Here is a 13,149-nt window from a genome sequence, read left to right as displayed (position 1 = left end):
GTGCTACATGTCACCCGCTCAGAAGAGATCGACGGCCGGCTCCATCACCGCGGACGAGCCGGCCCGGATCTCGCCGCACAGCGCCGCCGTCTGGGGCAGCAGGCGTGGAAGTAGAAGCGGGCCGTGGCAATCTTCGATGCATAGATCGGGTCGGTCGACCCGGAGTGCTTCAACGCCACTTCGGCCATTCGCGCCCAGCTCCACCCGAGGGCCAGGTGCCCAACGAGGCGAAGGTAGGGCGCAGCGGCCGCGCCCGCGGCATGCGGGTCTTGCGCAGACGCGGCCACGAGCTCGCCGGTGAGCTGCCTGATGTCGGTGACCAGTTTGGCGAGCGGCTGCGCGAATTCGCGCATTGGCTCGCGCGGGCCGCAGGTCTCGGCGAATGCGCCGGCCATGTCCAGGAAGACGCCCATCTGCCGGCCCTGGTCGGCCAGCACCTTGCGCCCGAGCAGGTCCATGGCCTGCACGCCGTTCGTGCCCTCGTACAGCCCTATGATGCGCACGTCTCGCAGGTGCTGCTCGACGCCGTTCTCGCGGATGTAACCGTGCCCGCCGAACACCTGCATGGCCAGCAGCGTGCACTCCACCGCGAGGTCGCTGGACAGCGCCTTCACGAGCGGGGTCAGGAGGCCCAGCAGTTCGGCCGTCTCGTTGCGTGTGGCGGGATCGGGATGGAGGCGCTGCACGTCGCTCAGCTGCGAGGTCCACAGCGCCAGCGCGCGTGCGCCCTCGATGTTCGCCTTCTGCGTGAGCAGCATGCGGCGCACGTCGGCATGCCCGATGATCCGGTCGGCCACGTCGCCGGACGATCTCACCCCGCTGGCGCGACCCTGCAGGCGCTCCTTCGCATAGGCCAGGGCTTTCTGGTAAGCCGCTTCCATCAGACCGATGGCGATCGTGCCGACCAATACGCGCATGTGATTCATCTGCACGAACATGCCCGCCAGTCCCTTGTTGGGCGCCCCCAGCAGCCAGCCGGTCGCGCCGTCGAAATTGATGGTGCAGGTCGAGTTGCCGTGGATGCCCAGCTTGTGCTCGATGGAGCCGCAGACCACTGCATTGCGTGCCCCGGCAGCGCCGCTCGCATCGGGCAGGAACTTGGGGACGATGAAAAGGGAAATGCCCTTCACGCCGGGCGGCGCGTCCGGCGTGCGTGCGAGCACCAGGTGCATGATGTTCTCGGTCAGGTCCTGCTCGCCGCCCGAGATGAAGATCTTGCTGCCGGTGATGCTGTAGCTGCCATCGGCCTGCGCCACGGCACGGGTTCGCATCAGGCCCAGGTCGGTGCCCGCGTTAGGCTCGGTCAGGCACATGGTGCCGGCCCACTCGCCCGACGCGATCTTCGGCAGATAGAGTGCCTTCTGGTCTTCCGATCCGTTGGCCGCCACGTTCACGTAGGTGGCATGCGACATGCCGGGGTAGGAGGCCCACGCCATGTTCGCGCCACCGAAGACTTCGTAGACCGCATTGGCCACAACCGAAGGAAAACCTTGGCCCCCGAACTCGGGGCTGCAAGACAGTCCGGGCCAGCCGTTCTTCGTGAATTCGTCGTAGGCTTTCTTGAAACCGGGCGGTGTCTGCACCACACCGGCCGAGGGCATGCTGCAGCCGTGCTCGTCTCCAGGCGCGTTGAGCGGCGCAATCACCTCGGATGCGAACTGTCCGGCCGCGGCAAGCACCTGGTCGATCGTCTCGGCATCGAGCTCCGGCTGGCCACAGGCCTCCAGCATGGCCGGCACCTGGAGCAGCTCGTGCAATACGAATTGGATCTCACGCAGCGGGATTTCGTAGGTCATGGCGATGCTCCTTGCCTCAGGCGACTTCGAACAGGCCTGCGGCGCCCATGCCGCCGCCGACGCACATCGTCACCACGACGAAGCGCACGCCGCGTCGCTTGCCCTCGATGAGCGCGTGCCCCACCAGCCGGGAACCGGTCATGCCGTAAGGGTGGCCGATGGTGATGCCGCCGCCGTTGACGTTCAGTGTCTCCGGGTCGATGCCGAGCCGGTCACGCGAGTACAGCACCTGGCAGGCAAAGGCCTCGTTCAATTCCCAGAGACCGATGTCGCTCACCTTGAGCCCATGGGTCTTCAGCAGCTTGGGCACGGCAAGGACCGGACCGATCCCCATTTCTTCGGGGGCAAGGCCCGCCACCGCGATGCCGCGGTACGTGCCCAAGGTCTTGAGCCCGCGGCGCTCGGCGACCGCTCTTTCCACGAGCACGCAGGCCGATGCGCCATCCGAAAGCTGGCTCGAATTGCCCGCGGTGATGACGCCGCCTTCGATGACTGGCTTGAGCATGGACAGGCCTTGGAGTGTTGTGTCGGGGCGATTGCCCTCATCGCGGTCCAGCGTGACGTCGCGGTAGCTGATCGCGCCCGTCTGCTTGTCGGCCACGGCCATGCTCGCCGTGATTGGAACGATCTCGTCATCGAACAGACGGTGCTCCTGCGCCAAGGCAGTGCGGCGTTGTGCTTGCGCGGAATACGCGTCCTGCGACTCGCGCGAGATGCCGTACTTCTTCGCCACGAGCTCGGCCGTGTTCAGCATCGGGATGTAGGCATGCTGCACGCGTGCGACGAGCAGCGGGTCGGCCTCTTCGCCCACCCACTTGACGAAAGGGTTCTGCACGGCGGAAATGTTCTCCTGACCACCGCCCACGGTCACGTCCATGCCGTCGACGATGATCTGCTTGGCTGCCGTCGCAATGGCCATCAGCCCGGAGGCGCATTGCCGGTCCATCGTCTGTCCCGGAACGGACTGCGGCAGTCCCGCCGCGAGCGCCGCCAAGCGTCCGATGTTCATGCCCGCGGTGCCGGCGGCCATCGCGCTGCCGATGACCACATCCTCCACTTCCCCCGGGTCGATGCCGGCCCGCTGGACGGCATGGTGAATCGCGTGGCCCGTCAGTCGGCGACTTGATGTTGTTCAACGCGCCGCGAAACGCGCGGCCGATGCCCGTGCGTGCGGTGGAAACGATGACGGCTTCTCTCATGATCAGACTCCGAGGGGTTGGCTAGATAAGTTGGTGCAGCGGCTCGCCGCGGTGGAGCGGTTCAGGCACAGGGTGGGCGAGAGTTCCATATCGCCATCGTCTCGCTGGCCTTACTTTAGATAACGATCGTTTGATAAACGATGGTGAACTATAGATTTGGAACGAAGGCGGCGTCAACACGTTGGAGCGGAATTGCGGCAGGGAGAAACCCTCGCCCGGAAGGTCGATGGGTTAATGGAAGTGAGAGCGTTTAACAAACGGTCGGAATGCTATGATGGGTGCTCCACGATCTGTAGAGGCCCACCCATGCGCTATCCGGCAAACCACAAAGAGGAAACCCGCAAGAAGCTGGTCGCGAATGCCCGTGCGATCGCCAAGAAGGGCGGCTTCGGTACAACCGGTGTCGATGAGCTGATGGCGGGCATCGGCCTGAGTGGGGGCGCTTTCTACGGCCATTTCCCCTCTAAAGAAGCGCTGTTCGCCGAGCTCGTCGAACTCGAAGTTGCGAACAGCGCCGAGATGCTCGCCGGGGACCGTGAGTCGCCGCCCGACCATGTCGCGAAGCGGTTGCGCAGCTACCTGAGTTCGTATCACGCCCTGCACCCGGAAACCGGTTGCGTCTTGCCGGCCTTGGGACCCGAGATCGCAAGGGCGGGACCCGAGGTGCGCGCTGCGGTAGAGGAGGGCCTGAAGCGCTTGCAGAAGAGCTGGAGCTCACGCATCGGCGACCCGGACGCGGCATGGGCACTGCTTGCTCAGTGCGTCGGCGCCCTGGTCCTGTCGCGCGCGGTCGAATCCGAGCGCACCCGCAAAGAAATCCTGGCCTCCAGCCGCCGCTTCATTGACCAGACACACGCATTGGACGAGGCCCCCGCAAAGCCGTCCAAGGCATCCTGACGGTCGACGCCGATGTCGTCTCGGCGCGCCACTCTTGCAGATGCACGGATACAAACGCGCTCTGCACCGCAGGCCAGCGCGGCGGCTGCCGCGAGCCTTCAGCGTTCCGCCTGCACCGACACCCAGGCGCATCAACTCGCTCGCCTGGTCAGGCAGCACTACGACGCGGAGCTGAGCAAGGTCGGCCTCAGAATCACGCAGTACCGGCTGTTGATGGAAGTCGTGGCGCATGGGCCGGTGCGCCCCTGCGACTTGGCCGAGATGATGTCGCTCTCCCCCTCAACGCTGACGCGCACTCTCAAGCCCCTCATCTTGACGGGTTGGGTGGCTCTTGGACCGGGTAGCGACGGGCGCACTCGGAGCGTGCGCATCACCGCTGCGGGCCGCGGCAAGTGTGCCGAGGGCGTGCCTCACTGGAGCGTGGCCCAAGCCAAAGTGCACCACTTGATTGGAAGCCGAAATGTCAGCGCATTGCATGCGCTCATCGGGGAATGCCTGATGCGCATGTCTGCAGTGGAATGAGCCACGTCAAGCCATGTCCCGGGTTTGCGACGTGGAGAGAAAGGGATGCGTCGAGGGGTGCTCGATTGCCGCACGGAAGAAGGTTCCGGCCGCTATGTGAAGGCGGGTGAGTTGCGGTCTGCGAGCAGCGTCGCGATTGCATCGGACGAGCGCACCCGGTGCGGCGGCGTCAAAGCCCTTCAGGTTCGCGTGACCGCCCGATTGAATTTTCGAAGCCCAGTGCGGATCGCCGAGCAAAGCACGGCCGACGGCAATCAGGTCGAACTCGTTGCGTTCCATGCGCTCGACGACGCGCTGCGCGCTCGCCGCTTTCGATTCATTGCCGGCAAAGGCGTTCAGGACGTCGCTGTCCAGGCCGATGGAGCCCACGCTGATCGTGGTCGTGCCGGTCAGTTTCTTGGCCCAGCCCGCGCAGTTCAGGCCGTTATCGCCGTCGAGTTCCGGAAATTCCGGCTCCCAGAAACACCGCTGCGAGACGCACGGTCAGGTCCTGCTGCTTCCATTGGCTCACGCGCATGATGATCGGAAAGTCCAGACCCAACGCCTTGCGTGTGGCGACCACGATCTCGCTGGCGAACCGCGAATGCTCCTTGAGCGTGGCGCCGCCATACCGATGCGGCCACCGGCCGCGTACACGGCATCGATCGCCCCCTTCCAGCCGGTCAGCGCAGCTTCGCCGTGGAAGAACGGGAGGCTGGGATCGTTGCGGGAGGCAGGGCGATTGACGACCTTGCCCTTCGAAAGAATCGGCCCGACCTGGCCTTGTGCACGGCGTCGCCTGGGCACGTGCGCTTCGTCGATGCGCTGTCGACCGCGGGGGCGGGCAAGGTGCTGCGGCGGTTGCTCAAGGACATTGCCTGGTGCCGGGAAAACGACCATGGCCAAAGCCTTGGCAGCCATGCCGGGCTCCCCCAAAGTGCATCTTCACGCGGATGATTTTTGGCATTTCATCAAGCAGGGAGCCATCTCTCTGTTTCTGGAGTCGACGCATGGGTTGCACCTGACCGCGCGTTGCCAACCGTGCCAGTTGCACGAAGAACTCCAGCTTGAACATATGGCTTTCGCCTCAATGGCTTCCCGAGTTGGAAAAAATTCAAGGCAAACGTTTTGGCGAGAAATAAATCGCCCGGCAATTGCGCACGACGCAATACAGAGGTTGCGAGCCCCGCATCCTGCATCAATAGCCGCCAGCCCCATCATCAGCGGCCCGAAGCCTGCTCCATTCAACGGGGGCAAGTGATCGAACTGCCGCGCGACACGTTCTACTCTCGGGCCAACGAGCCGTCGTGGCCTTGAGCGATCTTCAGGTGGCTCAGCTTATCGAGAGCATCCAGGATGAGCTTCCCGGCTACGGCTTTCGCCGTGTAACTCATGAGCCGGAGGCTTCAGAAGCATTCCAGGTAGCGCCGTGCGGCGAGGAGTTTCCGCGCTTTCTTTCGAGTTCACCAAGTCGAGCTACCTCAACTTCGAGCATGCGAATGCGCGATTCCAAGTCCGCTACATAGGACTCGTCCATACCTTCAAGCGCCAGCATCAATTTCCGCCAGAAGCCTGGCGCAGTTTTTTCTGTAGCACCGCAGTCATCACTCATTTTGATTTCCCCCGTCCAAGTGCTTGCAAAGGGTCGTGCACGGACGGCACCTATCGAGTTGCAACCGCGTCGGTTCCGCTTGCTTGCCAGCCGCCCCCCAATGCCTTGAAGGCGGTGACCGCGGCGCGTGCCGATTCGGTCTGGGCCTGTGCTTGTGCGTCGGAAGCGCGCAGCAGGTTCTCGTCTGCCTGAAGCACTTCGATCAGGCTGACGACGCCTTTCTGGTAAGCAGCGAATGACGCGTCTCGCGCACGGCCGAGCGAGTCGACGCCCTGCGCAAGAACGCTGGCTTGCTCCTCGCGCTTGACCAAGGTCGAGAAAGCGTTTTCCACATCTTCGGTAGCACGCAGCACGGCCAGCCGATACGCGGCTAGCAATTCGGCATCCTGACCCTTGGCGAGATCGATCTGCGCGTTGATGCGGCCAAAGTCGAACAGGCGCCAGCGCAGGCCCAGCACGCCAGTGGCCTGGCTTGCGCCGCTGGAGAACAGGTTGCCGCCGGACACCGATGTCGCGCTGCCGATCAGGCCGCTCAGGGAAAGCTTGGGGTAGTACTCGGCAATGGCGACACCGATGCGAGCATTCGATGCGGCGAGGCGACGCTCGGACGCGATCAGATCGGGCCGTCGCCTGAGTAAATCGCCGGGCGTTCCCGCGTCCGTGATCTGCGGGGCGACCGGGATGGCGCCCAGGTCTGCCAATTCCGCCCGGTGCGTGCCCGGGGGCGAGCCCAGCATCACATCCAGCGCATTCATGGCCGCGTCCAGCCCCGACTCGAGCGCCGGGACGGATGCACGAACCTGGGCCAGCGCGCCTTCGGCCTGCCGCACCTGAAGTTCGGCCGTCAACCCCTTGCCATACAGAAGATTGACCTTGGACAGCAACTCCTGCTGCGTGAGCATCTGCCGGCGCGCCACGTCGAGCCGGGTCTGCAGTCCGCGGATGCTGATATAGATGTCGGCGGTCTGCGCCGCCACGGTCAACCCTGTTGCGGCCGCGCCTGCTTCCGAAGCCTGGTACTCGGCAAGTGCCGCTTCGCGTCCACGGCGCAGGCCGCCGAAAACATCCACTTCCCAGCTTGCACCGAGGTTCGCTTCGTAGGCGTTGCCGTAGCGGTCGAAGCCGGGCCTCGAGTTCAAGACTTGTCCCAACGGCGTTTCAACGGACTGATAAGCCCGGGCGGCTTGTCCACTGATGTTTCCCGAGGGCAGTAAAGTGGCATTGGCCGCGCCCAGACCCGCGCGCGCTTGAGCGACGCGTGCGGACGCCTGCGCAAGATCGAGGTTCTGCGCCAGTGCAAGCGTGACGAACCGAGCCAGTTGCGGGTCGCCGAAACCTGTCCACCATGCGAGTCGGTCGACGCTCGTTGAGGCAGGCCGTGCATCGACAGCCGCCTGACCGAGGTACTGCTGTGGCAGGGGCATATCAGGCTGGACATAGTTGGGACCGACAGCGCAACCTGCGACGAGGCTGACGGCGAAGAGCGGGACAAGAACGCGCTGGAGCATGGGCTTCTCTTGGAAAGAGGGCGGGAAAGAAAACGTTGAATTGATGTGACTATAATTCAAAATGGTCACTCGTTGTTGATTTTCCTCGCTCGCGGTAAGCTGCCGCCCCATGAGCAATGCAACTCTTTCTCCGGCTGTGGCGCGCGGCCCCGCCGACCACGACGTGCGGGACCAGATCGTTGTCGCGGCCACCGAGCACTTCAGCCGGTATGGCTACGAGAAGACGACCGTCTCCGACCTCGCCAAGGCCATCGGATTTTCCAAGGCCTACATCTACAAGTTCTTCGAGTCCAAGCAGGCGATCGGTGAAATGATCTGCGCGAACTGCCTGCGCGAGATCGAGGCCGAAGTCCGGGCGGCGGTCGATGCCGCCGACCGCTCCCCCGAGAAACTGCGCCGGATGTTCAAGGCGGTGGTCGAGGCAAGCCTTCGGCTGTTCTCCGAGGATCGCAAGCTCTACGAAATCGCGATCTCGGCCGCCAGCGAGCGCTGGCAGGCCGTGGTCGTCTATGAAGAGCGCATCCGGCAACTGCTCCAGGACATCCTGCGCGAAGGCCGGGAAATGGGCGAGTTCGAGCGCAAGACGCCGCTGGACGAGGCGGCAGGCGCCATCTACCTTGTCATGCACCCCTACATCAATCCGCTGCTCCTGCAGTACAGCTTCGACCACACGGCCCAAGCGCCGGCGCAGCTGTCCGGGCTGGTGCTGCGCAGCCTTTCGCCATGAGCTGAATTCATCGTGACTATTGACTGAATTGGTCACTAGTACCAAAATGCGGGTCCTGATCACTTCGTCACCGGGATCCTCATGTTTTGGCGCCGCCTTGCTACCTCTGCAGTCATCTGCGCATTGCCGTTCGCGCTGGCCGCTTGCGGCGAAAAGTCGCCGTCCGATCCGCGCACCCAGGCGCCGCAAGTGCGCACCGCCACCGTCCAGGAGGCCGGTGCCACATCACGCGCCTTCACTGGCACCGTAGCCGCCCGGGTCCAGAGTGACCTGGGATTCCGAGTTTCCGGCAAGGTGCTGGAACGGCTGGTGGATGCGGGGCAGGCCGTCAAGCGCGGTCAGTTGCTCATGCGCATCGACCCTGCCGATCTGAAGCTCGCGGCCCATGCCCAGCTGGAGGCGGTCGCCGCCGCGCGGGCGCGCTCGCTGCAGACGGCGGAGGATGAAGCCCGCTACCGCGATCTGCGCGGCACCGGTGCGATCTCGGCATCGGCCTACGACCAGATCAAGGCGGCTGCGGACGCCGCCAAAGCCCAGCTCGGCGCGGCCGAGGCCCAAGCCGACGTGGCCCGCAACGCGAGCCGCTATGCCGAGCTCGTGGCGGACGGCGATGGCGTCGTCATGGAAACGCTGGCCGAACCCGGTCAGGTCGTGAGCGCTGGGCAGGCCGTGGTGCGCGTGGCCCGGGCCGGTCCGCGCGAAGCCGTTGTCCAATTGCCGGAAACCCTGCGTCCGGCGGTCGGTTCCGCCGGACAGGCCGCGCTTTTCGGCCAAGAGGGCGTGACGGTGCCGACCACGCTGCGGCAGCTCTCGGAGGCCGCGGATCGGCAGACCCGCACCTTCGAGGCGCGCTACGTGCTCAAGGGCGACCTTGCCAATGCGCCGCTGGGCGCCACGGTCACCATCCGGATTCCGGACGGGCTTTCCCCTGCGCAAGGTGCCTTGCAAGTGCCGATCGGCGCCCTGTTCGATGCTGGCAAGGGGCCGGGCGTGTGGGTCATCGGCGCAGAGCCGGCCAAGGTCAACTGGCGGTCGGTCGTGGTCGGGCGCCTGGATGACGAAGGCGCACGCATCGTCGGCGGCCAACTCAAGCCAGGCGACCGGATCGTCGCGCTCGGCGCCCACCTGTTGCATGAGGGCGAGCAGGTGCGGGTAGCGGGCCAGACTGCTGCTGACGGGGTCCGCCCGTGAGCGAAGGCCGATTCAACCTGTCGGCGCTTGCCGTGCGCGAGCGCTCCATCACCCTGTTTCTGATCTGCCTGATCTCGCTGGCGGGTCTTGTTGCGTTCTTCAAACTGGGCCGGGCGGAAGACCCCGCGTTCACCGTCAAGGTGATGACCATCATTACGGTCTGGCCTGGTGCCACCGCGCAGGAGATGCAGGACCAGGTCGCCGAGAAGATCGAGAAGCGCCTGCAGGAACTGCGCTACTACGACCGCTCCGAAACCTACACCAGGCCCGGTCTCGCCTTCACGACCCTGACGCTGCTCGACAGCACGCCACCTTCGCGGGTGCAGGAGCAGTTCTATCAGGCCCGCAAGAAAGTCGGCGACGAGGCGGGCAACCTTCCGGCCGGTGTGATCGGGCCGATGATCAACGACGAATACGCGGACGTCACTTTTGCGCTATACGCGCTCAAGGCCAAGGGCGAAGCACAGCGCTTGCTGGTGCGCGACGCGGAGACGCTGCGTCAGCGTCTCCTGCATGTGCCGGGCGTGAAGAAGGTCAACATCGCCGGCGAGCAATCCGAACGCATCTATGTCGAGTTCTCGCATGAGCGCCTGGCAACCTTGGGTATCGGCCCGCAGGACGTGTTCGGCGCGCTCAACGGCCAGAATGCCCTGACGCCGGCGGGCTCCGTCGAAACCAAGGGGCCTCAGGTGTTCATTCGCCTGGACGGCTCTTTCGATGAACTGCAGAAGATCCGCGACACGCCGGTCGTGGCACAGGGCCGCACCCTGAAACTGTCAGACATCGCCACCGTCAAGCGTGGCTATGAAGACCCGGCGACCTTCATGATCCGCAACGGCGGCGAGCCGGCCCTGCTGCTGGGCGTGGTCATGCGCGACGGCTGGAACGGCCTGGACCTGGGCAAGGCGCTGGATCACGAGGTCGGTGCCATCAATGCCGAACAGCCGTTGGGCATGAGCCTGGGCAAGGTCACGGACCAGGCCGTCAACATCAGCGCCTCGGTTGACGAGTTCATGGTCAAGTTCTTTGCCGCGCTGCTGGTGGTCATGCTGGTGAGCTTCCTGAGCATGGGCTGGCGCGCAGGCCTCGTGGTTGCCGCAGCCGTGCCGTTGACATTGGCTATCGTCTTCGTGGTGATGGCCGCGACCGGCAAGAACTTCGATCGCATCACGCTCGGGTCGCTGATCCTCGCGCTGGGCCTGCTGGTGGACGACGCCATCATCGCCATCGAGATGATGGTGGTGAAGATGGAGGAGGGCTACAGCCGTGTGTCCGCTTCTGCCTATGCCTGGAGCCACACCGCGGCGCCGATGCTCTCGGGCACGCTGGTCACGGCCGTCGGCTTCATGCCCAATGGCTTCGCGCCATCGACCGCGGGCGAATACACCAGCAACATGTTCTGGATCGTCGGCATTGCGCTGATCGCGTCCTGGGTCGTCGCGGTGGTCTTCACGCCCTACCTGGGCGTCAAGCTGCTGCCCGATTTCAAGAAGGTTGAGGGCGGTCATGCCGCGATCTACGACACGCCGCGCTACAACCGCCTGCGCGGGGTGCTGGGGCGCATCATTGCGCGCAAGTGGCTGGTCGCCGGTGCGGTGGTGGGCCTTTTCGTGGTGGCCATTCTCGGTATGGGACTCGTGAAGAAGCAGTTCTTCCCCATCTCGGACCGGCCCGAGGTTCTGATCGAGGTGCAGATGCCTTATGGCACGTCGATCACGCAGACCAGCGATGCTGTGGCGAAGGTGGAGGCCTGGCTGGCCAAGCAAGAGGAGGCCCGTATCGTCACGGCCTACATCGGGCAGGGCGCGCCGCGTTTCTACTTCGCGATGGGGCCGGAACTGCCCGATCCGTCGTTCGCCAAGATCGTGGTCCGCACGGGCAGCCAGGAAGAGCGCGACGCCTTGAAGCTACGGCTGCGCCAGGCGATCGCCGATGGTCTGACCCCCGAGGCGCGCTCGCGCGTCACCCAACTCGTGTTCGGCCCGTATTCGCCGTTCCCCGTCGCCTACCGGGTCACGGGTCCGGACCCCGACAAGCTGCGCAGCATCGCAGCCGAGGTGCAGCAGGTCATGAATGCCAGTCCGATGATGCGTACGGTCAACTCTGACTGGGGTACGCGCACGCCCACGCTGCACTTCATCTTGCACCAGGACCGTTTGCAGGCCGTGGGGCTGACCTCCAGCGCGGTGGCACAGCAGCTGCAGTTTTTCCTGAGCGGCGTGCCCGTGACGGCGGTGCGCGAGGACATCCGCACGGTGCAGGTCGTGGCTCGTTCGGCCGGCACCACTCGCCTGGATCCGGCGAGGATCGCGGACTTCACGCTGTCCGGCGCGAACGGGCAGCGCATTCCGCTGTCCCAGGTCGGCGAGGTCGACGTACGCATGGAAGAACCAGTCATGCGCCGGCGCGACCGCATGCCGACGATCACCGTGCATGGTGACATCGCCGATGGCCTGCAGCCGCCGGACGTGTCGACGGCCATCACCGCACAACTGCGGCCCCTCATGGACAAGCTGCCGGCCGGCTACCGCATCGATCAGGCCGGCTCCATCGAGGAGTCGGAAAAGGCAACCAAGGCCATGCTGCCGCTGTTCCCGATCATGCTGGCGATCACGCTACTCATCATCATCTTCCAGGTGCGCTCCATCTCGGCGATGGTCATGGTCTTCCTGACGAGTCCGCTGGGCCTGATCGGCGTGGTGCCGACGCTGATTCTTTTCCAGGCGCCATTCGGCATCAATGCGCTGGTCGGCCTTGTTGCGTTGTCGGGCATCCTGATGCGCAACACGCTGATCCTGATCGGGCAGATCCACCACAACCAGCAGGAGGGGCTGGACTCGTTCCAGGCGGTCGTGGAAGCCACCGTGCAGCGTGCGCGACCGGTCATCCTGACCGCGCTGGCTGCGATCCTGGCCTTCATCCCCTTGACCCATTCGGTGTTTTGGGGCGCGCTCGCCTACACGCTGATAGGGGGCACCTTGGCGGGCACGGTTCTGACCCTGGTGTTTCTGCCGGCCATGTATTCCATCTGGTTCAGGATCGGGCCGAGTCACGGCCATCCTGCGCCACATTGACAACGCTCGTCGCCAATTCATTCATACCGAAGGAAAGCATCATGTCGGCTTTATCGGTTGTCCTTGTGACCGGCGCGTCATCGGGCATCGGACGCGTCGCTGCGGAAACCTTTGCCGCAGCGAGGCTGCCGGGTCTTCAGCACTGCGCGCGACCGACGGCCGAGGCCACGGCGCTATTCGACGCCAACGTCTCGGGCATGCTTTGCACCACGCGCGCCGTGCTCCCGTACATGCGCGAGCAGCGTCGCGGGCGAATCGTCAATGTCAGTTCGGTGTTCGGTGTGCTGCCGGCGCCGTGCATGGGAATGTATGCGGCCACCAAGCATGCAGTCGAAGGACTGTCGGAGTCGCTGGATCACGAGGTGCGACAGTTCGGAATTCCCGTGACCCTGTGCAGCCGGCGTTCACCCGGACCAACCTTGACGTCAACGGGCCCCGCGCGAGCGCCCCGATCGCGGACTACGGCCGCGAACGCGACCCGATCGAGCGCTCAATGGCCGAAGGCGGCACTGGGTCCCTGGCGCATGTGTTGCACGCCACTGGGACAGGCGTTCATCCTGACGAAACTGCGTCGCTTCATGCCCTCAGGCCCCGTCGATGCGAGCCTCAGGAAAAAACTCGGTCTCACCTGAAGAGTTCGTCTT

The 13,149-nt window shown here is 64.7% G+C and carries 10 protein-coding genes and 2 pseudogenes; 6 read left to right on the top strand and 6 right to left on the bottom strand.

Annotated features, from left to right (window positions below; genetic code table 11):
- Window positions 1-18 precede the first annotated feature (18 nt).
- Both BMG07_RS08280 and BMG07_RS08275 read right to left on the bottom strand, forming a co-directional pair.
- Window positions 19-1,796: pseudogene (locus BMG07_RS08280) on the bottom strand (acyl-CoA dehydrogenase C-terminal domain-containing protein).
- Between the two features lie 16 nt (window positions 1,797-1,812).
- Window positions 1,813-2,995: pseudogene (locus BMG07_RS08275) on the bottom strand (acetyl-CoA C-acyltransferase).
- 306 nt (window positions 2,996-3,301) lie between these two features.
- Here BMG07_RS08275 and BMG07_RS08270 point away from each other — a divergent pair.
- Together BMG07_RS08270 and BMG07_RS08265 are read left to right on the top strand one after the other, a co-directional pair.
- Window positions 3,302-3,892, top strand: coding sequence for a TetR/AcrR family transcriptional regulator (locus tag BMG07_RS08270; protein ID WP_198084139.1), 591 nt, complete (start codon window positions 3,302-3,304; stop codon window positions 3,890-3,892).
- Window positions 3,893-3,904: 12 nt separating this feature from the next.
- Complete coding sequence (locus tag BMG07_RS08265) at window positions 3,905-4,414, top strand: MarR family winged helix-turn-helix transcriptional regulator (protein WP_269758766.1); 510 nt, start codon at window positions 3,905-3,907, stop codon at window positions 4,412-4,414.
- A gap of 6 nt (window positions 4,415-4,420) precedes the next feature.
- On the opposite strand, the gene BMG07_RS08260 is transcribed toward BMG07_RS08265, so the two are convergent.
- The 4 genes from BMG07_RS08260 to BMG07_RS08245 all read right to left on the bottom strand — a co-directional run bounded on the left by BMG07_RS08260 (window position 4,421) and on the right by BMG07_RS08245 (window position 7,513).
- Window positions 4,421-4,783 (bottom strand): hypothetical protein, encoded by a 363-nt coding sequence (locus BMG07_RS08260; protein ID WP_198084138.1) that lies wholly within the window; start codon window positions 4,781-4,783, stop codon window positions 4,421-4,423.
- A gap of 475 nt (window positions 4,784-5,258) precedes the next feature.
- Window positions 5,259-5,468, bottom strand: a complete 210-nt coding sequence (locus BMG07_RS08255; RefSeq protein WP_198084137.1) for a hypothetical protein — start codon at window positions 5,466-5,468, stop codon at window positions 5,259-5,261.
- A 315-nt stretch (window positions 5,469-5,783) separates the two neighbouring features.
- Entirely contained in the window at window positions 5,784-6,005 is a 222-nt protein-coding gene (locus BMG07_RS08250; protein WP_198084136.1) for a hypothetical protein, read from the bottom strand.
- Between the two features lie 50 nt (window positions 6,006-6,055).
- On the bottom strand, window positions 6,056-7,513 hold the full coding sequence (locus BMG07_RS08245) for an efflux transporter outer membrane subunit (RefSeq protein ID WP_198084182.1): 1,458 nt from the start codon (window positions 7,511-7,513) through the stop codon (window positions 6,056-6,058).
- A 109-nt stretch (window positions 7,514-7,622) separates the two neighbouring features.
- On the opposite strand from BMG07_RS08245, the gene BMG07_RS08240 reads away from it, so the two are divergent.
- The 4 genes from BMG07_RS08240 to BMG07_RS08225 all read left to right on the top strand — a co-directional run bounded on the left by BMG07_RS08240 (window position 7,623) and on the right by BMG07_RS08225 (window position 13,137).
- Window positions 7,623-8,240 (top strand): TetR/AcrR family transcriptional regulator, encoded by a 618-nt coding sequence (locus BMG07_RS08240; RefSeq protein ID WP_198084135.1) that lies wholly within the window; start codon window positions 7,623-7,625, stop codon window positions 8,238-8,240.
- 81 nt (window positions 8,241-8,321) lie between these two features.
- Window positions 8,322-9,431, top strand: coding sequence for an efflux RND transporter periplasmic adaptor subunit (locus BMG07_RS08235; protein ID WP_198084134.1), 1,110 nt, complete (start codon window positions 8,322-8,324; stop codon window positions 9,429-9,431).
- Window positions 9,428-12,505, top strand: a complete 3,078-nt coding sequence (locus BMG07_RS08230; protein ID WP_198084133.1) for an efflux RND transporter permease subunit — start codon at window positions 9,428-9,430, stop codon at window positions 12,503-12,505. Before BMG07_RS08235 ends, BMG07_RS08230 begins: the two co-directional genes overlap by 4 nt.
- Window positions 12,502-13,137, top strand: a complete 636-nt coding sequence (locus BMG07_RS08225; protein ID WP_269758765.1) for an SDR family NAD(P)-dependent oxidoreductase — start codon at window positions 12,502-12,504, stop codon at window positions 13,135-13,137. The genes BMG07_RS08230 and BMG07_RS08225 overlap by 4 nt, the downstream gene beginning before the upstream one ends.
- The last annotated feature ends 12 nt before the right edge of the window (window positions 13,138-13,149 follow it).

Origin of the sequence: Variovorax sp. E3, assembly GCF_016082275.1 — a bacterium.
Lineage (GTDB): Bacteria > Pseudomonadota > Gammaproteobacteria > Burkholderiales > Burkholderiaceae_C > Variovorax.
Note: the sequence above shows the minus strand (reverse complement) of the source record. Positions and strands in the feature narration are given on the sequence as shown.